This window comes from Actinacidiphila sp. bgisy144, from assembly GCF_057708105.1.
The window spans coordinates 373,546-393,029 of the sequence record NZ_JBYIRM010000001.1 but is presented as its reverse complement, the minus strand read 5'-3'; the positions used below and the strand labels follow the sequence as shown (position 1 = coordinate 393,029).

At 74.2% G+C, this 19,484-nt stretch carries 19 protein-coding genes; 13 read left to right on the top strand and 6 right to left on the bottom strand.

Features of this window, described 5'->3' with window-relative positions; all coding sequences use genetic code 11:
• The first annotated feature begins 55 nt into the window (after positions 1 to 55).
• Positions 56 to 595 carry a 50S ribosomal protein L17 gene (gene rplQ, locus AC3EVP_RS01810; RefSeq protein WP_335978213.1) on the top strand — a complete coding sequence of 180 codons (540 nt, stop codon included), beginning with the start codon at positions 56 to 58 and terminating at the stop codon, positions 593 to 595.
• Between the two features lie 65 nt (positions 596 to 660).
• Here the strand turns inward: rplQ and AC3EVP_RS01805 are convergent, their stop codons facing one another.
• Genes AC3EVP_RS01805 through AC3EVP_RS01795 form a run of 3 tightly spaced genes read right to left on the bottom strand, consistent with a single transcriptional unit; the run spans position 661 to position 3,864 of the window.
• Positions 661 to 1,629, bottom strand: a complete 969-nt coding sequence (locus AC3EVP_RS01805) for a hypothetical protein (RefSeq protein ID WP_435125133.1) — start codon at positions 1,627 to 1,629, stop codon at positions 661 to 663.
• Complete coding sequence (locus AC3EVP_RS01800) at positions 1,610 to 2,704, bottom strand: AAA family ATPase (protein WP_435125130.1); 1,095 nt, start codon at positions 2,702 to 2,704, stop codon at positions 1,610 to 1,612. The genes AC3EVP_RS01805 and AC3EVP_RS01800 overlap by 20 nt, the downstream gene beginning before the upstream one ends.
• Positions 2,701 to 3,864: a GmrSD restriction endonuclease domain-containing protein gene (locus AC3EVP_RS01795; RefSeq protein ID WP_435125128.1), complete on the bottom strand. Its 1,164-nt coding sequence runs from the start codon at positions 3,862 to 3,864 to the stop codon at positions 2,701 to 2,703. The genes AC3EVP_RS01800 and AC3EVP_RS01795 overlap by 4 nt, the downstream gene beginning before the upstream one ends.
• Before the next feature lie 75 nt (positions 3,865 to 3,939).
• On the opposite strand from AC3EVP_RS01795, the gene truA reads away from it, so the two are divergent.
• Positions 3,940 to 4,794 (top strand): tRNA pseudouridine(38-40) synthase TruA, encoded by an 855-nt coding sequence (gene truA, locus AC3EVP_RS01790; protein WP_435125125.1) that lies wholly within the window; start codon positions 3,940 to 3,942, stop codon positions 4,792 to 4,794.
• A gap of 38 nt (positions 4,795 to 4,832) precedes the next feature.
• Here the strand turns inward: truA and AC3EVP_RS01785 are convergent, their stop codons facing one another.
• A complete protein-coding gene (locus AC3EVP_RS01785; RefSeq protein ID WP_435125122.1) occupies positions 4,833 to 6,275 on the bottom strand; it encodes a hypothetical protein in 1,443 nt (480 codons plus the stop codon).
• 76 nt (positions 6,276 to 6,351) lie between these two features.
• Between AC3EVP_RS01785 and AC3EVP_RS01780 the strand changes: the two genes are divergently transcribed.
• The 4 genes from AC3EVP_RS01780 (at position 6,352) to glmM (ending at position 10,820) form a co-directional block, all read left to right on the top strand.
• Positions 6,352 to 7,974, top strand: a complete 1,623-nt coding sequence (locus AC3EVP_RS01780; protein WP_335978210.1) for an ABC-F family ATP-binding cassette domain-containing protein — start codon at positions 6,352 to 6,354, stop codon at positions 7,972 to 7,974.
• 297 nt (positions 7,975 to 8,271) lie between these two features.
• Entirely contained in the window at positions 8,272 to 8,715 is a 444-nt protein-coding gene (rplM, locus tag AC3EVP_RS01775) for a 50S ribosomal protein L13 (RefSeq protein WP_103886886.1), read from the top strand.
• Between the two features lie 39 nt (positions 8,716 to 8,754).
• Entirely contained in the window at positions 8,755 to 9,270 is a 516-nt protein-coding gene (rpsI, locus tag AC3EVP_RS01770) for a 30S ribosomal protein S9 (protein ID WP_202235538.1), read from the top strand.
• A gap of 191 nt (positions 9,271 to 9,461) precedes the next feature.
• Entirely contained in the window at positions 9,462 to 10,820 is a 1,359-nt protein-coding gene (glmM, locus tag AC3EVP_RS01765) for a phosphoglucosamine mutase (protein ID WP_335978208.1), read from the top strand.
• Positions 10,821 to 10,894: 74 nt separating this feature from the next.
• Here glmM and coaA read toward each other — a convergent pair whose 3' ends face one another.
• Positions 10,895 to 11,872 (bottom strand): type I pantothenate kinase, encoded by a 978-nt coding sequence (coaA, locus tag AC3EVP_RS01760; RefSeq protein WP_435125116.1) that lies wholly within the window; start codon positions 11,870 to 11,872, stop codon positions 10,895 to 10,897.
• 98 nt (positions 11,873 to 11,970) lie between these two features.
• Between coaA and AC3EVP_RS01755 the strand changes: the two genes are divergently transcribed.
• The 6 genes from AC3EVP_RS01755 to AC3EVP_RS01730 all read left to right on the top strand — a co-directional run bounded on the left by AC3EVP_RS01755 (position 11,971) and on the right by AC3EVP_RS01730 (position 18,125).
• A complete protein-coding gene (locus tag AC3EVP_RS01755; RefSeq protein WP_335978206.1) occupies positions 11,971 to 12,339 on the top strand; it encodes a holo-ACP synthase in 369 nt (122 codons plus the stop codon).
• Between the two features lie 172 nt (positions 12,340 to 12,511).
• Positions 12,512 to 13,951 carry an NAD(P)H-hydrate dehydratase gene (locus AC3EVP_RS01750; protein WP_335978199.1) on the top strand — a complete coding sequence of 480 codons (1,440 nt, stop codon included), beginning with the start codon at positions 12,512 to 12,514 and terminating at the stop codon, positions 13,949 to 13,951.
• A 576-nt stretch (positions 13,952 to 14,527) separates the two neighbouring features.
• Entirely contained in the window at positions 14,528 to 15,685 is a 1,158-nt protein-coding gene (alr, locus tag AC3EVP_RS01745; RefSeq protein ID WP_435125111.1) for an alanine racemase, read from the top strand.
• A 116-nt stretch (positions 15,686 to 15,801) separates the two neighbouring features.
• Complete coding sequence (locus tag AC3EVP_RS01740; RefSeq protein ID WP_435125108.1) at positions 15,802 to 17,049, top strand: alpha/beta fold hydrolase; 1,248 nt, start codon at positions 15,802 to 15,804, stop codon at positions 17,047 to 17,049.
• Positions 17,050 to 17,060: 11 nt separating this feature from the next.
• On the top strand, positions 17,061 to 17,681 hold the full coding sequence (tsaE, locus tag AC3EVP_RS01735) for a tRNA (adenosine(37)-N6)-threonylcarbamoyltransferase complex ATPase subunit type 1 TsaE (RefSeq protein WP_435125105.1): 621 nt from the start codon (positions 17,061 to 17,063) through the stop codon (positions 17,679 to 17,681).
• A gap of 219 nt (positions 17,682 to 17,900) precedes the next feature.
• Positions 17,901 to 18,125, top strand: coding sequence for a hypothetical protein (locus AC3EVP_RS01730; protein WP_435125102.1), 225 nt, complete (start codon positions 17,901 to 17,903; stop codon positions 18,123 to 18,125).
• Positions 18,126 to 18,150: 25 nt separating this feature from the next.
• On the opposite strand, the gene AC3EVP_RS01725 is transcribed toward AC3EVP_RS01730, so the two are convergent.
• Positions 18,151 to 18,717: a hypothetical protein gene (locus tag AC3EVP_RS01725; RefSeq protein ID WP_435125099.1), complete on the bottom strand. Its 567-nt coding sequence runs from the start codon at positions 18,715 to 18,717 to the stop codon at positions 18,151 to 18,153.
• A 99-nt stretch (positions 18,718 to 18,816) separates the two neighbouring features.
• Between AC3EVP_RS01725 and tsaB the strand changes: the two genes are divergently transcribed.
• Positions 18,817 to 19,482, top strand: a complete 666-nt coding sequence (gene tsaB, locus AC3EVP_RS01720) for a tRNA (adenosine(37)-N6)-threonylcarbamoyltransferase complex dimerization subunit type 1 TsaB (RefSeq protein WP_335978187.1) — start codon at positions 18,817 to 18,819, stop codon at positions 19,480 to 19,482.
• Positions 19,483 to 19,484: the final 2 nt, after the last annotated feature.

Below are 19,484 nucleotides of genomic sequence, written 5' to 3'. Positions count from 1 at the left end.
TTCGCACTGACATCGGTACCTGACACGGCCGGTGCAGCGTAGAAGGAGAAGGACCATGCCCCAGCCCGCTAAGGGAGCCCGTCTGGGCGGGAGCGCCGCGCACGAGAAGCTGCTGCTCGCGAACCTCGCGAAGTCGCTCTTCGAGCACGGCCGGATCACCACCACCGAGGCCAAGGCGCGCCGGCTGCGCCCGGTCGCGGAGCGGCTGATCACGAAGGCGAAGAAGGGCGACATCCACAACCGTCGCCAGGTGCTGCAGCAGATCACCGACAAGGGCGTCGTGCACACGCTCTTCACGGAGATCGCGCCGCGGTACGAGAACCGCCCGGGTGGCTACACCCGCATCACCAAGGTCGGTCCCCGTCGCGGCGACAACGCCCCGATGGCGGTCATCGAGCTGGTCGAGGCCCTGACCGTGCAGCAGAACGCGGTCGGCGAGGCCGAGGCCGCCACCAAGCGCTCCGCGAAGGACCGCGCCGGTGACGAGGCCCTGGCCGAGGCCAAGAAGGACGACGCCCCGGTCGAGGACGCCGCTCCGGCGGACGCCGAGCCCGAGGACGCCGCTCCGGCGGACGAGGAGTCCAAGGACGCCTGAGCGTCCTGACGGTTCCGGAACACAGCCAGCGGGCCCGCCCCCTCCGGGGTGCGGGCCCGTTCTGCTCAGGTCGGCAGGTGGTCGGTGAAGATCCCGATGAGTATCCGGCCACCGAGGCGCTGATCAGGCAGTGAGAAGTGCACCCGGTTGTGGGTGGGGTGCTGCTTGACGTGCCATTCGCATCGATACACCTCCCCCTCGTGCTCGACGTCCCGCTCCCTCATGGCCGCTTCGTTCGCGTGTGTCTTCGGGCTCTCCGGTGAGAGCGTGATGCCGTGCCCGCCGAGCGCCGCCTGAACCTGTCTGGGGATGCCCGCGCCGGTCGCCAGCGCCGCGGCGAAATGGTCGTTCGTCACGGACAGCGCCTTGACCACCCACGGGAGCAGGTCCCGGTAGTGGCCCTGGAACTTGGAGAAGGAGAGCGACGAGGCGAGCACGAGCGCGGGGAAGGCCCGTCCGGCCAGCATCCCGAAGTCGGCTTCGCCGATGTCCTCGCGGTCGAAGAGCGCACGCCAGAAGCTGGGGATGCCGCTGCTGTTCGTGACGAAGAAGACGGTCGAGGCACCGCTGTCCGACGTCACCGGTTGCCAGCCGGAGACGGCCTCCTTCGTGGGCAGCAGCAGGCAGGCGGTCGTGGTGCCCTGGAGTGAGCGGCGGAGCGCGTGCCCGGCCGCCGAGGGCCACGGGTGCGCGGTACCCGCCACGCTGACACCGTCAGGTGTTGCGGCCGCCTCGTCGTCGTCCCAGAGGCGGCACCGGTCCATCAGCCGACTCAAGCGCCGTTTGGCGTCGGGGGAGACGCTTTCGGGTCCGCTGTCCCGCTGGTAGAGAAACGCGTGCAGGGGCTCGTGGTCCCGGCACTCCTGCTCGACCCAGGAGGCCCAGGCAGCCACCTCGTGCTCGGCCTGGAGGTCTTCCAGCATGTCGCTGAAGTCGTCGAGAAGGTCGGTAAGGGCCGCACCGGAGCGGCCCCGGAAATCGAGGCTTCCGTGGTCGACGACAAGCCGGTACGGCTCACCCGCGGCGCCGGGCACGGGCGAGCCTTCCCAGGTCGTCCTCGATCTGGTCGAAGAATCCGGGCGGCCACTGGGAGAGGTCTCCCCGGCCGCCGAGCTCGATCGACGTGATCCCCCGGTGGTCGAAGAACTGCACGATGGTGTCCGCCGGCGGAAGCAGCCCTTCCACAGCGGACGCCAGCCGGACGCCGTTCAGGACGTGGTCACTGTGGGTCTCGACGATCACCTGCACCCCGCTGCCGGCGACGCGCGCGAGGAAGGCCCCGAGCCGCGACTGCCCGGCGGGGTGCAGATGCGCCTCCGGGTTCTCCACGATCAGCACGTCACCGGGGGAGGTCATGAGCCCGGCCACGATGACGGGAAGGGCGTAGGACACGCCGAACCCGGTATTGGCCGGACGGATGGCGTCGCCGTTCTCGCCCTGCACCCGCAGGGCGCTGGCAGCCATCCCCGCGGCCCAGTGCGCTTCGAGCCGCAGCGGGCGGATGATGTGGGACGCCCATGCCTCCGTCTGGGCGCGCAGCAGGTTGACGTCGGTGTGGGGGAAGGTCAGCTCTTCCCGCACGTTGAGCGCCTTGCGCGTGATGCGCAGCTCGCGGAGGGCCAGGACCTGGGCCGTGTGTTCCCCACGGACTCCGACACCGAGGTCGTCCGGCGGCTCCCCGGAGACGGCCAGCACGTCTCGGGGGCCGAGCCGCTCCGCGCCGAGGTAGGTGAAGCCGAAGCCCGGACGGACCAGCTGCGGCGAGGGCTCCTGCGGGCTCTCCACGACGTTGAGGTGCAGCGCGCGCCCGTCTGGCACGCCGAACCGGTAGGTCCAGGACTCCTCGTCGCTCCGGCCGGACACGCAGATGTCGGCAGTGGTCGCGTCGGGGTGGAGCAGTTCGTGGGCCTCGCCGAGGGCGAGCCCGTAGGGACCGTTGAGACGGACCGCGCCGTCGGCGCCGACGGCGGCTTGGCGCGCCAGGAGAAGGCTCTGCAGCACCGTGCTCTTCCCCGCGCCGTTGAAGCCGGTCAGCACGGTGAGGGGCCGTAGCTCGAGAGTGGTGTCCACGAAGCACTTGAAGCGCTCGATGCGCAGCGACCTGATCACAGACCTGCCGCCGCATCCTTCGCTGCCGCCTCGAAGCGGAAGGTCACGCGTCTGCGGTCACCCGTCGACGAGGTGATCGCGTCGAGATAGTCGAAGTCGTCCGTCATCCGCTGACGTGCACTTGCGACGATCGTTTCCCTGCGACGTTCGAGGTCGTCGGACGAGTACCGGGCCAGCGCGATCGACCAGGTCTCGACCAGCGCCCGGTTGATCGGACTGCGCGATGTCTGCCCGAGGGGCCACTTGCGGAAGGCGTGCTCACCGAAGACGAGACGGGCGTTGCGCATGGCTGTCCGGAAGGCGGCGTACATCTCCTCGACCTTGGTGTCGGGTACGTGGCCGGGGGCGTCGAGCAGCGCCGTCGTGGTCTCCAGAAAGGCGTCCATCGCGGGGTGCAGTCCGTACTCCTCCACGCCTCGCAGCCAGAACGCGGCGAAGCGCAGAGCGACTTCCCGGTCGTTCATCCGGATGTGGCCGGCCAGGTGCGTCGCGGCGTCGAACTCCGGCATCGCGGTCATCGTCTTCAGGATCTGGCGGCTGCGGTTCCTGCTCATGCAGTGCCGGATCTCCTGGGCGTTCAGCGGAGTGCCACCGGTGTTGATCCGCTTGAAGATGTCGTACATGACGCCGGACGGGGTGGTGGGGTCGATCACGTTCACCGTGAGCTGCGCGTTGTTGATGCGCCGCTGCCACTGGACAGGCAGGTCGGTGAAACTCTTCCCGTTCTCCGCCTCCAGGTACTCCAGCCCCCTGAGCGTGAAGGACGACGGATTCCCGCGTACGAAGTCGTGCAACGTGGACAGGCGCTGGAGCCCGTCGACGACCCGGAACCCGCCGCTGCTGTCTTCCGCGAAGTAGAAGGCGGGCAGGGGGATGTTGAGGAGGAGCGACTCGATCAACCGGGACTTCTGCTCGGTCTTCCAGACCTTCCCGCGCTGGAAGTCGGGTGCCAGTTCGATCGACTCCTCGTCGATCTGGTCCAGGATGTTGCGCAGGGAGAACTGGTTGGTGGTGACCCGGATCTGCGAGGGGTCCCACGGCTTGGCGATGGAGATTCCGGACTCCTGGTCGCCGTCCTGCTCGACCTCGACGCCGGTCGCGGTGCCTTCGAAAACGTCCTCGACCACGTCCGGTGCCTGCTGCGGAGTCTCCGTCGTCATGGCGCCGATCCTATCGGCGCCGCTCGCGGCGGAGCCGCGGTGCGGTCCGGCGGGAAGCAGTGAGAGGCTGCACGGATGAGCGAGTTTGATGACCGGCCGGCGGATGGGCTGGTGCGGGTGCGGTTGGACCTGGGGTACGACGGGGCGGACTTCTCCGGGTGGGCGAAGCAGCGCAGCCGGCGGACGGTGCAGGGGGAGTTGGAGTCCGCGATCGCGACGGTGCTGCGGCTGCCGGAGCCGGTCGAGCTGACGGTGGCGGGGCGGACCGACGCGGGGGTGCACGCGCGGGGGCAGGTGGCGCACGTGGACCTGCCCGCGGAGGTGTGGGAGCTGGAGAGCGGGAAGCTGCGGCGCCGACTGGCCGGACGGCTGCCGTGGGACGTACGGGTGTGGGGGGTGGCGCAGGCGCCGCCCGGTTTCGACGCCCGGTTCTCGGCGGTGTGGCGCCGGTACGCCTACCGGATCGGCGACCACCCGGGCGGGGTGGACCCGCTGCTGCGCGGCCATGTGCTGTGGCACGACCGGCCGGTGGACGTGGAGCTGATGAACGAGGCCGCGCGCCTGATGCTCGGGGAGCACGACTTCGCCGCCTACTGCAAGAAGCGGGAGGGCGCGACGACCATCCGCACCCTGCTGGACCTGTCGTGGGAGCGCAGCGCCGACGGGCTGGCGGTGGCGACCGTACGGGCCGACGCGTTCTGCCACAACATGGTGCGGGCGCTGGTCGGCGCGATGATCCTGGTCGGCGACGGGCACCGGCCGGTCGGCTTCCCCGCGGAGGTGCTGGCCGGGCGGGAGCGGCACTCGGCGGTCAACGTGGTGCGGCCGCACGGGCTGACGCTGGAGGAGGTCGGCTACCCGGCGGACGAACTGTTGGCCGCGCGCAGCCGGGAGGCCCGCAACATGCGGACGCTGCCCGGCTGCCGGTAAGGACCGCTCTCCTGGGAGGGCGGCCCTTACCCGCCGCCTTACTGGCTGTTCGCCTGGGCCTGGGCCGCGTCCCGGCCGCGCTGGACGATCCGCTGGAAGGCGAAGTCCGAGGCGTCGTTGGCGGCCTGGGCGCCGGTGGTGTTGGACGCGGTGAGGGTCTTGCCGTTCTTGAAGCCGGAGATCGCGAAGTAGGCGTAGCGGCCGACCGAGTTCGACGTCATCTGGCAGGCCACGGCGTGGCAGAAGTCGGCGATGCCGCCGCCGTTGAGCGGCCGGACGTACTGGGCGACGCTGTGCACCTTGGTGGCGTGCGCCTTGTCGGCGAAGACCGCGACGCCGACGGTGACGGCGATGGCGCCGTTGGTGTAGGTGGCGCGCAGCATCTTGGTGCAGCCGTTGGCGGCGAGCGAGCCGGAGAGCTGGCCGCCGGCGGCTGCCGCGCACGAGGAGGTGCTGGCGATGTTGGTCTTGGTGTAGGTGCGTCCGGCCAGTACGAACGTCTTGCCCGGGAAGAGCGACGCCGCGCTGAGGGGCGCCTTGTCCTTCGCCGCGGAGGAGATGAAGTCCAGCGGGTTCTCCGGCGAGGGCGGGGCGACGGAGGAGAAGGACGGCTCGGGCGGCAGCGACTGCCGGCCGGTGCTGCCCGTCGACCCGCTCGGGTCGGCGATCGGGTGGTCGGAGTGGTGGCCGGACACCACCACGGCCGTGGCCACGCCGCCCGCTATCACCGCGACGGCCACGGCCCCGCCGACCAGCATCATCACCTTGCGGCGGCGCTGGGCGCCGCTGGCCTGCTCCTCGGCGAGCGCGCTCCAGTCAGGGGTCCCGGGTGCGTCGGCGCCCGCCGCGGGCCCGTTCGCCGGGGGAGCCGCGGGGCCCGCGCCCGGGCCGCCGGTCTGCTGCGGCCGGGGGAAGCCGTAGCCGCCCTGGGCGGCGCCGGGAGCGGCGCCGGGCTGCTGCTGTTGCGGGAAGCCGTAGCCGCCCTGCTGCGGGGTGCCGGGGGCGGCAGGGCCCTGGCCGGCCGCGGGCGCCTGCGGCTGGGACTGCGGCTGGGGCTGCGCGGGCTGCTGTTGCGGGAAGCCGTAGCCGCCTCCTTGCGGCCCCGGTGCGGCCGGTCCGCCCTGGGCCGCGGCGGGCGCGGCGGGCCCGGCAGGCCCGGCGCCCTGGAAGCCCTGGCCGCCTTGGCCCCCCGGGCCGGTCTGGCCCCCGGAGCCGGGCGCACCGGCCGCACCGGCGGCACCGGGCGCACCCGGCCGGAAGCTGTACGGGCTCTCGGGGGCGCCGCCCCCGGCCGCGGGCGGCTGCGCGCCCTGCGCGCCCTGCTCCTGCGGGGACCGCTCCTGCTGCGGCGGCCCGGCGAAGCCGCGCCGGGGGTCTGACGTGCGGGAGGGAATGACGCGTCCCTCCAGGACCTCGCGGGGGCCGTCGGAGGCTTGGTTACGGGGTTCCTGCGGGGGCTGCTGCCCCGGCCCTTCACTCATGTGGCGCATCATATGGCCGCAGCGGCCCCGGAAAAGGACTTGGGGCGGGTCCACAGGGACAGGGAGAATCCGGACCATGGGTCACGTCGAAGCCGCGCACATCGAGTACTACCTCCCGGACGGACGGGCGCTGCTCGGCGACGTCTCGTTCCGGGTCGGGGAGGGCGCCGCGGTGGCCCTGGTGGGGCCGAACGGAGCGGGCAAGACCACACTGCTGCGGCTGATCTCCGGAGAGCTGAAACCGCACGGTGGCGGTGTCACCGTCAGCGGCGGCCTCGGCGTGATGCGCCAGTTCGTGGGCAGCGTCCGCGACGACCGCACCGTGCGCGACCTGCTGGTGTCGGTGGCGCACCCCCGTATCCAGGCCGCGGCCAAGGCCGTCGACGCCGCCGAGCTGGCGATCATGGCGCAGGACGACGAGCCGGCGCAGATGGCGTACGCCACGGCGCTGAGCGAGTGGGCCGAGGCGCGCGGCTATGAGGCGGAGACGCTGTGGGACATGTGCACCATGGCCGCGCTCGGGGTGCCGTACGACCGGGCGCAGTGGCGCGAGGTGAAGACGCTCTCGGGCGGCGAGCAGAAGCGGCTGGTGCTGGAGGCGCTGCTGCGCGGCCCGGACGAGGTGCTGCTGCTGGACGAGCCGGACAACTACCTGGACGTGCCGGGCAAGCGCTGGCTGGAGGAGCAGATCGCGCTGACCCGCAAGACGGTGCTGTTCGTCAGCCACGACCGCGAGCTGCTGTCGCGCACCGCGGAGAAGATCGTCAGTGTGGAGACCGGTCCGGCCGGGTCCACCGCGTGGGTGCACGGCGGCGGGTTCGACACCTTCCACGAGGCCCGCAAGGAGCGCTTCGCTCGGTTCGAGGAGCTGCGCCGCCGCTGGGACGAGGAGCACGCCAAGCTCAGGGCGATGGTGCTGCGGCTGCGGCAGCAGGCGGCCAACAGCCCGGACATGGCCTCGCGCTACCACGCGGCGCAGACCCGGCTGCGGCGGTTCGAGGAGGCGGGGGCGCCCCAGGAGCCGCCGCGCGAGCAGGACATCCGGATGCGGTTGCAGGGCGGCCGGACCGGGGTGCGGGCGGTCACCTGCGAGCAGCTCGAACTGACCGGCCTGATGCGGCCGTTCGACCTGGAGGTGTTCTACGGCGAGCGGGTCGCGGTGCTGGGGTCCAACGGTTCGGGCAAGTCGCACTTCCTGCGGCTGCTGGCCGGGGACTCCTCGGTCGCGCACAGCGGGACGTACAAGCTGGGCGCCCGGGTGGTGCCCGGGCACTTCGCGCAGACCCACGCCCACCCCGAGCTGGCCGGCCGCACCCTGGTGGACATCCTGTGGGCCGAGCACTCCCGCGACCGGGGCCGGGCGATGTCGGTGCTGCGGCGGTACGAACTGGAGCGGCAGGGCGACCAGACCTTCGACAAGCTCTCCGGCGGGCAGCAGGCCCGCTTCCAGATCCTGCTGATGGAACTCCAGGGCACCACCGCGCTGCTGCTGGACGAGCCGACGGACAACCTCGACCTGGAGAGCGCGGAGGCCCTCCAGGACGGTCTGGAGGCCTACGACGGCACGGTCCTCGCGGTCACCCACGACCGCTGGTTCGCCCGCAGCTTCGACCGCTACCTCGTCTTCGGCTCCGACGGCCTGGTCCGCGAGACCCCGGCCCCCGTGTGGGACGAGCGCCGTGTCGAAAGGCCCCGCTGACCGTCGGCCGGCCCGGGCCGCGAGGTCCCGCAACCGGCGGGACGGCCGGCCCCGGGGGGTCCGTCCGCGCCCCCGGAGGGACGCGTTTTGACCCGGCAGGGACCACCCGGGTATTCTGCGATGTCGTTATGCGTATTGGCTTGCTCTATCTCACGTGAGAGGCCCTTACGCCGGTCCACCGGGCCGATGACCAGCGGTAGGCCCATGGGTTGCGTCCCCTTGTGCCACCAGGGCTGTCGTGATCGCCGGGTGGCCTTGTCAGGACCAACTCACCGAAGATAGCGAAGGCTAACGACCGTGCGTACGTACAGCCCCAAGCCCGGCGACGTTCAGCGCCAGTGGCATGTCATCGACGCGCAGGACGTCGTCCTGGGTCGCCTGGCCACCCAGGCCGCGACCCTCCTGCGGGGCAAGCACAAGCCCATCTACGCGCCCCACGTCGACACCGGTGACTTCGTCATCATCATCAACGCCGACAAGGTGCACCTGTCCGGGAACAAGAAGACCCAGAAGATGGCCTACCGCCACTCCGGGTACCCCGGCGGTCTGCGCTCCGTGCGCTACGACGAGCTGCTGGCCAAGAGCCCGGAGAAGGCCGTCGAGAAGGCCGTCAAGGGCATGCTCCCCAAGAACACCCTGGGCCGCCAGATGCTCACCAAGCTGAAGGTCTACTCGGGCGACCAGCACCCGCACGCTGCGCAGCAGCCGGTGCCGTTCGAGATCACCCAGGTCGCGCAGTAGTCCCGGCCACCTGCTACCAGAAAGAACCTGAGGAGAATCGTGGCTGAGACCACCGCCGAGACCCCCGTCGAGGGCGAAGAGTCCTACGACGAGATCACGACCTTCGAGTCCGAGGCCGTCGAGGGTGAGTACACCTCCGAGTCCCTGGCCTCCCGCTTCGGCGACCCGCAGCCGGCCGCCGGCACCGGCCGCCGCAAGCGCTCCATCGCCCGCGTCCGGATCATCCCCGGCAGCGGCAAGTGGAAGATCAACGGCCGCACCCTCGAGGGCTACTTCCCCAACAAGGTGCACCAGCAGGAAGTCAACGAGCCGTTCAAGGTGCTGGAGCTCGACGGCCGTTACGACGTCGTCGCCCGCATCTCCGGCGGCGGCATCTCCGGCCAGGCCGGTGCGCTGCGCCTGGGTGTCGCCCGTGCGCTCAACGAGGCGGACGTCGACAACAACCGCGGCCCGCTCAAGAAGGCCGGCTTCCTCACCCGTGACGACCGCGCGGTCGAGCGGAAGAAGGCCGGTCTGAAGAAGGCGCGCAAGGCGCCGCAGTTCAGCAAGCGCTAGTCGTCCCGGCGGGGGAGCCGGGCGGTCCGCCCCCACCCCCCCGCTCGACGCGCGACGCAACGCCCCGGAGGCACATCGGTGCCTCCGGGGCGTTCGCATGATGAGCTAGGGGCGTATATGTGTGCTTGTACGACCCGGCAGGTTCGTGGCACACGCAAGCAGAGCCGCCGCATCGCATCGGAGGAAACACTGTGGGACGACTCTTCGGCACCGACGGGGTGCGGGGCATCGCCAACGTCGACCTGACCGCGGAGCTGGCGCTCGGCCTGTCGGTCGCGGCGGCACACGTACTGGCCGAAGCGGGCAGCTTCGCCGGGCACCGGCCGGTGGCCGTGGTCGGGCGCGATCCACGGGCCTCGGGCGAGTTTTTGGAGGCCGCCGTGGTGGCGGGCCTGGCCAGCGCGGGCGTGGACGTCCTGCGCGTCGGTGTGCTGCCCACTCCCGCGGTGGCGTATCTCACCGGCGCGCTGGGCGCCGACCTCGGCGTGATGCTCTCCGCCAGCCACAACGCGATGCCGGACAACGGCGTCAAGTTCCTCGCCCGCGGCGGCCACAAGCTCGACGACGAGCTGGAGGACCGGATCGAGGCGGTCTACGAGGAGCACCGCACCGGCGCCCCCTGGGTGCGCCCGACCGGCGCCGGCGTCGGCCGGGTCCGGGACTACGACGAGGGCTTCGACCGGTACGTCGCCCACCTCGTCGCGGTGCTGCCCAACCGGCTCGACGGCCTGAAGATCGTCCTCGACGAGGCGCACGGCGCCGCCTCCCGGGTGTCGCCCGAGGCGTTCTCCCGGGCCGGCGCCGAGGTCGTCACCATCGGCGCCCAGCCCGACGGCCTCAACATCAACGACGGCTGCGGCTCCACCCACCTGGACCTGCTCAAGGCCGCCGTGGTCGAGCACGGCGCGGACCTGGGCATCGCGCACGACGGCGACGCCGACCGCTGCCTGGCCGTGGACGCCTCCGGCGAGGAGATCGACGGCGACCAGATCCTCGCGGTGCTGGCGCTGGCGCTGCGCGAGCAGGGCGCGCTGCGGGAGAACACCGTCGTCGCCACGGTCATGTCCAACCTCGGCTTCAAGCTGGCGATGGAGCGCGAGGGCATCAACCTGGTGCAGACCGCGGTCGGCGACCGCTACGTCCTGGAGTCGATGAAGGAGCACGGCTACGCGCTCGGCGGCGAGCAGTCCGGGCACGTCATCGTGCTGGACCACGCCACCACCGGGGACGGCACCCTGACCGGGCTGCTGCTGGCCGCCCGGGTCGCGGCCACCGGCCGGCCGCTCGCGGACCTGGCCGGCGTCATGCGGCGGCTGCCGCAGGTGCTGGTCAACGTGCCCGACGTGGACAAGGAGCGGATGCCGCGCACCCCCGAACTGGCGGTGGCCGTCAGCCAGGCCGAGGCCGAACTCGGCGCCACCGGCCGGGTGCTGCTGCGCCCCTCGGGCACCGAGCCGCTGGTGAGAGTGATGGTCGAGGCCGCCGACATCGACCACGCGCGCACGGTGGCCGGGCGGCTGGCCGACCTGGTCAAGGCGACGCTGGGCTGAGGACGGCGGGCGCGGCGCGGCGGCCGTACGGGCCCCGCGCCGCGCCCGGCGCCTTCGTACCGGGCGGCCGGCCCTCAGAGCTTGCGCAGCCGCAGCCGCAGCACCTTGTGCCCTGCGCCCTTGCGCAGCACCAGCGTGGCGCGGCCGCGGGTGGGCAGCACGTTCTCCTCCAGGTTGGGCAGGTTGACCGTCCGCCAGACCATGCGGGCGTAGGCCAGCGCCTCGTCCTCGGGCACCTGGGTGTACTTGCGGAAGTAGGAGTCCGGGTCCTGGAAGGCGGTGTCGCGCAGCTTGCGGAACCGGCCGAGGTACCACTGCTCGATGTCCTCGGTGCGCGCGTCGACGTACACGCTGAAGTCGAAGTGGTCGGCGAGGCCGATCCGGGTGCGGCCGTCCGTGCCGGGCAGCGCGGGCTGGAGGACGTTGAGCCCCTCGACGATCAGGATGTCCGGGCGGCGCACGGTCAGCCGCTCGCCGGGCACGATGTCGTAGCTGAGGTGCGAGTAGACCGGCGCGGTCACCTCGGGGCGGCCTGACTTCACGTCGGCGACGAAGCGGACCAGCGCACGGCGGTCGTAGGACTCGGGGAAGCCCTTGCGGGCCATCAGCCCGCGCCGCTCCAACTCGGCGTTGGGCAGCAGGAACCCGTCGGTGGTGACCAGTTCGACCTTCGGGTGCTCCGGCCAGCGGGCGAGCAGTTCGCGCAGCACCCGGGCGGTGGTGGACTTGCCGACCGCGACGCTGCCGGCGACGCCGATCACGAACGGCGTGCCGGGCTGGGCGCCGGCCCGGCCCGCGGCCGACCCGAGGAAGGTGTTGAGCGCGCCGCGCAGCCCGCTGTGCGCGGCGATGTACAGGTTCAGCAGGCGGGACAACGGCAGGTAGACGTCCTCGACCTCCTCCAGGTCGACGACGTCGCCGAGCCCGCGCAGCCGCTCCACCTCCTCGGCGGTGAGCGGCAGCGGGGTGCGGTCGCGCAGGGCGCTCCACTGGGCGCGGGTCAGGTCGACGTAGGGACTCGTGGCGGCGGCGGGCGGCGGCGTGGTCGGCACCGGAACATTGTCCAGCGCGCGCCGGGCGCCTCTAAGCTGACCCCCATGGACGCCCACCCACCGCAGGACGAGCACACCGCTGCGACGGCGGGCGCGGCATGATCGTCGGGGTCGGCATCGACGTCGCCGAGATCGAGCGCTTCGAGGCGGCCCTCGCGCGCACCCCGTCGATGGCCGCGCGCCTGTTCACCCCCGCCGAGCTGCTGCTGCCCTCCGGCGCGCCCCGCGGCTCCGCCTCCCTGGCGGCCCGCTTCGCGGCGAAGGAGGCCCTGGCCAAGGCGCTCGGCGCCCCCGCCGGCCTCCAGTGGCTCGACGCCGAGATCACCACGTCGCCCACCGGACAGCCCCACCTCGCCGTCCAGGGCACCGTCGCCGCCCGCGCCGCGGCCCTCGGCGTCCGCAGCTGGCACGTCTCCCTCTCCCACGACGCCGGCATCGCCTCCGCGGTGGTCATCGCCGAGAGCTGAGGTCAGCGGCGCGCGTTCGCGGGGCTGCGGAGCAGGTGCGCGGCCTCGCCCAGCGATTCGTACGCGTCCAGCGGGCGGAGCACCACCGGGTCGTGGCCGCGGCCCGGGGTGGCGTGGCGAGGAGTTGGACGGGTCCGTAGGCTCGGGTGGGGCGCCGAGGGGAAGGTTGCTGATGAGGTACGGGCACAGTGTGGAGAGCGTGCGGCGGGCCGAGGCGGCGCTGATGGCGCGGGTGCCGGAGGGCGCGCTGATGCAGCGGGCGGCCGCCGGGCTGGCCGGCGCGGGCGCGGACCTGCTCGGGCGGGTGTACGGCGCGCGGCTGGCGGTGCTGGTCGGCAGCGGCGCCAACGGCGGGGACGCGCTCTTCGCGGCGGCCCGGCTGCTGCGCCGGGGCGCGGCGGCGACGGCGGTGCTGCTGACCCCGGAACGGGCGTACGCCGAGGGCCTGTCGGCGTTCCGGTCGGCCGGCGGCCGGGTGGCCGCCGCAGAGGAGGGCGCGCGGGTCGTCGCGCGCGCGGACCTGGTGCTGGACGGCGTCACCGGCATCGGCGGCCGGGGCGGGCTGCGCCCGCAGGCGGCCGAACTGGCGGCGGCCGCGGCGGACGGTCCGGCCGCGGTGCTCGCCGTGGACCTGCCCAGCGGGGTGGACGCCGACACCGGCGAGGTGCACGGCCCGGCGGTCCGCGCGGACGCGACCGTCACGTTCGGCACGTACAAGCCCGCGCTGCTGATCGACCCGGCGGCGCAGTACGCGGGGGCGCTGCGGCTGGTGGACATCGGCCTCGGCGGCGACCTCGGGGCGCCCGAACTCGAAGCGCTCCAGCACGCCGACGCCGCGGCGCTGCTGCCGCGGCCGACCGGGGAGAGCGACAAGTACCGGCGGGGCGTGGTCGGGGTGGCCGCCGGCTCCGAGCGGTACCCGGGCGCGGCGGTGCTCGCGGTGTCCGGGGCGCTGCGCGGCGGCGCCGGCGCGGTGCGGTATGCCGGGCCCGGCGGCACCGCGGTGCTGGCCCGGCACCCCGAGACGCTGGTCTCACCCGGTTCGCCGCGCTCCGCGGGGCGGGTGCAGGCGTGGGTGGTCGGGCCCGGGCTCGGCGACACCTCGGACGCGCGCACCGCCGTGGACGACGCGCTGGCCTCGGACGTGCCGATCCTCGTGGACGCCGACGGGCTGCGCCTGCTCACCCCCGAGGCGGTCAAGCGGCGTACGGCGGCCACCGTGCTGACCCCGCACGCCGGTGAGGCGGCCGCGCTGCTCGGATGGGCCCGCGAGGACGTCGAGGGGCGCCGGCTGCACGCCGTACGGGAGTTGGCCGCGCGCTTCGGGGCGACCGTGCTCCTCAAGGGCTCCACGACCCTCGTCGCCGACCCCGACCCGGTCCGCCCGGTCCGCGTCAACCCCACCGGCACCGCCTGGCTCGCCACCGCCGGCAGCGGCGACGTCCTCTCCGGCCTCACCGGCTCCCTCCTCGCCGCCGGCCTCGCCCCCCAGGATGCCGCCTCCCTCGGCGCCTACCTCCACGGCCTCTCCGCCCGCCTCACCCCCACCCCCCTCACCGCCCTCGACCTCGCCGACTCCCTCCCCTCCGCCTGGCACAACCTCCTCCCCTGAGCATCACGGCAAACTGCCCAGAGGGTGCCCTTCGGTGCCGCGGCAACCTCCGGCGAACCGTAGCGGCGGAGGGTGCCGTTCGGGGGCGCGGGGAACTGCGCGCCCAGCCGGCCACCGGCGAGCTGTCGGCGACGATCGCGCAGCCGTAGCGCCGGGTTGCCGCCCTGGCGGGGCGGAGGGTGCCCTTCGGGGGCGCGGGGAACTGCGCGCTCAGCCGACCAGCGGCGAGCTGTCGGCGACGATCGCGCAGCCGTAGCGGCGGGTTGCCGCCCTGGCGGGCGGAGGGTGCCCTTCGGGGGCGCGGGGAACTGCGCGCCCAGCCGGCCACCGGCGAGCTGTCGGCGACGTCCGGGAAACCGTAGCGGCGGGTTGCCGTACTCCACAGACATCGGGCAGCCGGCGACGGCCGGAAAACCGCAGCGGCGGGTCGCCGCCCCCCGCCCGGCCACAAACCCTCGCACCGACCAGGTCCAGGCCCCCGAGCCCGCAGCCTGCGACACTTACAGACGAAACCGAACCGACCCGAACCCGCCCCCGCAAAAAGCCCCCTGCAAGGACCCGCAAGGACCTGCCACCATGCCCACCCCCTCGCCCCTCCCCCCCGCGCTGCGCGCCACCGCCCTGATCGACCTCGCCGCGCTCCGCTCGAACGTCGCGGCCCTGCGCGCGCACGCGCCCACCGCCGCGTTCATGGCGGTGGTGAAGGCCGACGCGTACGGCCACGGCATGGTGGCGTGCGCGCGCGCCGCACAGCAGGCGGGCGCGCAGTGGCTGGGCGCGGCCACCCCGCAGGAAGCGCTGGCCCTGCGCGCGGCCGGCCTCACCGGCCGCGTCCTGTGCTGGCTGTGGACCCCCGGCGGGCCCTGGCAGGAGTGCGTCGAGGCCGACATCGACGTGACGGTCAGCGCCCGTTGGGCCCTGGACGAGGTGGTCGCCGCGGCCCGCGCGGCCCAGCGCACCGCCCGCGTCCAGCTGAAGATCGACACCGGGCTGGGCCGCAACGGCGCGCAACCCGCGGACTGGCCGGACCTGACCCGCGCCGCCCGCGCCGCGGAGCGCGAGGGCACCATCCGCGTCACCGGGGTGTGGTCGCACTTCTCCTGCGCCGACGAACCCGACCACCCCTCGATCGCCCGCGAACTCGCCGCGTTCCGCACCGCGCTGGCCCAGGCCGCGGATGCCGGGCTCGACCCGGAGGTGCGGCACCTGGCGAACTCGCCCGGCACCCTCACCCTCCCCGAGGCCCACTTCGACCTGGTGCGGCCCGGCGTCGCGATGTACGGGATCTCCCCGGTGCCCCAGCTCGGCGCCCCCGCGGACTTCGGGCTGCGCCCGGTGATGACGCTGGCCGCCCGGCTCGCCTCGGTCAAGCGCGTCCCCGGCGGGCACGGCGTCAGCTACGGCCACCGCTACGTCACCCCGGGTGAGACCACGCTTGCGCTGGTGCCCCTGGGGTATGCAGACGGTGTGCCGCGACACGCGTCGGGCACCGGCCCGGTGCTGGTGGCCGGCAAATGGCGCACGGTGGCGGGACGGGTGGCGATGGACCAGTTCGTGGTGGACCTCGGCGGTGACAGCGCGGCGCCGGGCGACGAGGCGGTGCTCTTCGGCCCGGGCGACGCGGGCGAGCCGACCGCCGAGGACTGGGCGCGCGCCTGCGGCACCATCGCCTACGAGATCGTCACCCGGATCGGCGCCCGGGTGCCGCGGCTGTACGTCGGTGAGCCGGCATGAGCACCTGCGCCCCCGTCCGCGCCCGCGCCCGCGTCCTCGTCCCCGCCGCGCCGGTGCGCGGCCGCCCGCGGGGACCGTACGGCCGGAGCGGCTGACCGATGGCGGAGGGAGCGGGGATGAAGTGGGAGCGGGCCGGGCTGGTCGGTGCCGCGATCGGCGTGGTGGCGGCGGGCGCGGCCGCGGGCGTGGCGATCGAGCGGGCCACCGTGGGCCGCGGGGTGCGCCGCCGCGCACAGCTCGCCCTCGACGCCGCCGGCCCGTACGGCAGCCTGCGCGGCACCCCCGGCATCGCCGTAGCCGAGGACGGCACCGAGCTGTACTACGAGGTCGACGAGGCGCCGCCCGCGCCGCGGTCCGAGACCGAGCCGGAGCCGGTGCGCCCGCCGCGGGCCGCCAGGCGCGGCTGGCTGCGCGGGCGCGGCGCGGACCCGGGGCCGGAGGCGGGCAAGGGTGCCGGTGCGGCCGGGCCGCGGCCGCCGCTCACCGTGGTCTTCTCCCACGGCTACTGCCTCAGCCAGGACTCCTGGCACTTCCAGCGGGCGCTGCTGCGCGGCGTGGTGCGCTCGGTCTACTGGGACCAGCGCAGCCACGGCCGCAGCGAGCGCGGCCGGGACCAGCTCGCGGGGGAGCCCGCCACCATCGACCAGTTGGGCCGCGACCTGAAGGCGGTGCTGGACGCGGTGGCGCCGGAGGGCCCGGTGGTGCTGGTCGGGCACTCCATGGGCGGCATGACGGTGATGGCCTTCGCCGACCAGTACCCGCGGTACGTCCGCGAGCGCGTCGCCGGGGTCGCGCTGATCTCCACCGCGTCGGGCAAGCTCGCCGCGGACACGCTCGGGCTGCCCGCGGTCGGGGCGCGGGCGTTCCGCGCGGTCGCGCCCGGGCTGCTGCGGGTGATGGGCCGGCAGGCGGAGCTGGTGGAGCGCGGCCGGCGGGCCACCGCCGAGCTGTTCGGGGGCGTCATCAAGCGCTACAGCTTCGGTTCGAAGGACGTCGACCCGGCCGTGGCCCGGTTCGCCGAGCGGCTGATCGAGGCCACCCCGATCGACGTGGTGGCCGAGTTCTACCCGGCGTTCACCGCACACGAGAAGAGCGAGGCGCTGGCCGCGTTCGACGGTCTGCCCGCGCTGGTGCTGGCCGGGAGCGCGGACCTGCTGCTGCCGAGCGCACACAGCGCGGAGATGGCGGCGCAGCTGCCCGCCGCCGAGCTGGTGGTGGTGCCCGGCGCCGGCCACCTGGTGCTGTTCGAGCGGCCCGAGCTGGTCGGGCCGGCGCTGGCGGCACTGGTCGCCCGGGCCGCGGAGGGCGCGCGCGTGCCCGTACCGCCGCGGCTGCGCGAGCTGACGGCCGCGCTCGACGCGTAGCATTCGCCACCATGGGCAATCCGCACGACCCTTATCCCGCGGGCGCGGGCACCGCCGAGGACGCGCACGCGGTCCGGATCACCGTACACACCGCGGAAGACATGCGTGAGCTGGGCAGACGGCTCGCCGCGCTGCTGCTTCCCGGCGACCTGGTGCTGCTCACCGGCGAGCTGGGCGCGGGCAAAACCACGCTCACCCGGGGGCTGGGCGAGGCGCTCGGCGTGCGCGGGGCGGTGACCTCGCCGACGTTCGTCATCGCCCGGGTGCACCCCTCGCTCACCGGCGGTCCCGCGCTGGTCCACGTGGACGCCTACCGGCTGGGCGGCGGGCTGGACGAGATGGAGGACCTGGACCTCGACGTCTCGCTGCCGGAGTCCGTGGTGGTGGTGGAGTGGGGCGAGGGCAAGGTCGAGGACCTGTCCGACGCGCGGCTCCAGGTGGTGATCGGCCGCACGCTCGGCGAGGAGCGCGGCCGCGCGAAGGGCGGCGCACACGGCACGGAGGGAGCCGCGGCCGGAGCGGATGCCGGGCCCGGCGCGGAGCCGGCGGAGGGCGACGACACCCGTGAGGTGACCGTGATCGGGATCGGGCCGCGCTGGGCCGGTCAGGACCTGGCGCCGCTGCTCCTCTGAGCGGCCCGAGCGGGCCGGAGGTTCGCGCCGACACTCTGTCGGGAAGATGTTGCGCGGGAGCGGGTGGCCGTGGTGTGCTGGTAGCGGCCGCCCTCTTAGGGTTGCCTAACTTCTCTCCCCGGGGAGGCGCGCATGACGTCCCACGGCGACGCCGCCGCACAGGCTCCGGCACCGACGGCGCCAGCGGAGCCCGTGGTGCCCGCAGGACCCGAAACGCCCATGGCGCGCGAAACACCCGCAGCGCCCGACACAGCCGACGCGCCCGCCGGGCCGGTGGAACCCGGTGCCGCCGGGGCCGGCCCCGAGCCCGCCTGCGCGGTGCCCTCGGTGCGGGACCTCCTCGTGGCCTGCGCGGCCGCCCGTACGGTCTCCACCCCGCCCTCCTGCGACGAGGACGAGGAGCGGCGCGCCGCCCCGGAGCACCCGGAGCGCCGTACGGCGTAAGGGCCGCCCTCCATGCGGCCGGGGATTACGGCACCACGGCCACGAGGGAGCCCGTGGGCGCGTGCTGCCAGAGCACGGCCGCGTCGTCGGGCGCCTCGCGGATCACGGCGCCGGAGGCCCCCGCGCTCGCGGTGGGCGCGAATCCGACGTTCACTCCATCGGTGGATGCGAAGAGCACGACCTGCCCGCGCTCGCGGGCGAAGACGCGGTGCGTGCCGCGCGCCGGGGCGATCTGGCCCGCGCGCACTTCGTAGGTACGCAGCACCCCGCCCCGCTCGTCGACCAGCCACACCCGGTGCCGGCCGAGGCTGTAGACGACCCGGGCGCCGTGCCCGCCGGCGGAGGGGAGCGCGGTCGGCGCGGCGGACGCGGGGGAGCCGGACGCCGTGGCCGGCGGGGCGGGCGTGCCGCTCGCGCCCCCGTGCGCGCCGCCCGCGGGGTGGCGGGGCGGCGCGTCCACCGCGGCCGCCGTGAGCACCCCCACCACCGCGATCGCCGTCGCGAGGAACCCGGCCACCGCGACCCCCGAACCGATCCGCACCACGGCCGCCGTCCTCCCGCCGGGTCGGCCCACCGCCGCACCGGCTGTCATATATGCCGAATAAGGCTTTTGTCTGAATTGAACGTAGCAGTCAGGCCGGCTGCGCCCCTGGCGCCCCGCCGCGCCGCCCGCGCGCCGTAGGCTTGGGGCGTGCTGCTGCTTGCCTTCGACACCGCCACACCCGCCGTGACCGCCGCCCTGCACGACGGGGAGCAGGTGCTCGCCGAGTCCACCGTGATCGACGCGCGCCGGCACGGCGAACTGCTGGTGCCCGCCGTCGACCGGGTGCTGGCCGCCGCCGGCCGCGCCCTCGCCGACGTCACCGGCGTCGTGGTCGGCACCGGCCCCGGCCCGTACACCGGGCTGCGGGTGGGCCTGGTCACCGCCGCGTCCTTCGGCGACGCGCTCGGCGTGCCCGTGCACGGCGTCTGCACGCTCGACGGGCTGGCCTGGGCGGCCGGCGAGGCCGGGCTCGACGGCCCGTTCGCGGTGGCCACCGACGCCCGCCGCAAGGAGGTCTACTGGGCGCGCTACGACGGCCCGCTGCACCGCGCCGGCGAGCCCGCCGTGGACCGCCCGGCCGACATCGCCGCCGCGGTCGCCGGCCTGCCCGCGGTCGGCGCGGGCGCCGCGCTCTACCCGGAGGTCTTCACCGACCACCGGCCCGACCCGGCGCACCAGTCGGCCGGCGCGCTCGCGGCGCTCGCCGCCCACCGGCTGGCCGCGGGCGAGGAGTTCGGGCCCGCCCGGCCGCTGTACCTGCGCCGCCCCGACGCCCAGGTGCCGGCCGGCTACAAGGCGGTCCTGCCGAAGTGACC

Excerpts from the sequence above, each read along its gene's own strand:
- rplQ (WP_335978213.1), top strand. The coding sequence starts at position 56 with ATGCCCCAGCCCGCTAAGGGAGCCCGTCTGGGCGGGAGCGCCGCGCAC.
- AC3EVP_RS01795 (WP_435125128.1), bottom strand. The coding sequence starts at position 3,864 with ATGACGACGGAGACTCCGCAGCAGGCACCGGACGTGGTCGAGGACGTT.
- truA (WP_435125125.1), top strand. The coding sequence starts at position 3,940 with ATGAGCGAGTTTGATGACCGGCCGGCGGATGGGCTGGTGCGGGTGCGG.
- AC3EVP_RS01785 (WP_435125122.1), bottom strand. The coding sequence starts at position 6,275 with ATGAGTGAAGGGCCGGGGCAGCAGCCCCCGCAGGAACCCCGTAACCAA.
- AC3EVP_RS01780 (WP_335978210.1), top strand. The coding sequence starts at position 6,352 with ATGGGTCACGTCGAAGCCGCGCACATCGAGTACTACCTCCCGGACGGA.
- AC3EVP_RS01755 (WP_335978206.1), top strand. The coding sequence starts at position 11,971 with ATGATCGTCGGGGTCGGCATCGACGTCGCCGAGATCGAGCGCTTCGAG.
- AC3EVP_RS01750 (WP_335978199.1), top strand. The coding sequence starts at position 12,512 with ATGAGGTACGGGCACAGTGTGGAGAGCGTGCGGCGGGCCGAGGCGGCG.
- alr (WP_435125111.1), top strand. The coding sequence starts at position 14,528 with ATGCCCACCCCCTCGCCCCTCCCCCCCGCGCTGCGCGCCACCGCCCTG.
- AC3EVP_RS01740 (WP_435125108.1), top strand. The coding sequence starts at position 15,802 with ATGAAGTGGGAGCGGGCCGGGCTGGTCGGTGCCGCGATCGGCGTGGTG.
- tsaE (WP_435125105.1), top strand. The coding sequence starts at position 17,061 with ATGGGCAATCCGCACGACCCTTATCCCGCGGGCGCGGGCACCGCCGAG.
- AC3EVP_RS01730 (WP_435125102.1), top strand. The coding sequence starts at position 17,901 with ATGGCGCGCGAAACACCCGCAGCGCCCGACACAGCCGACGCGCCCGCC.
- AC3EVP_RS01725 (WP_435125099.1), bottom strand. The coding sequence starts at position 18,717 with ATGACAGCCGGTGCGGCGGTGGGCCGACCCGGCGGGAGGACGGCGGCC.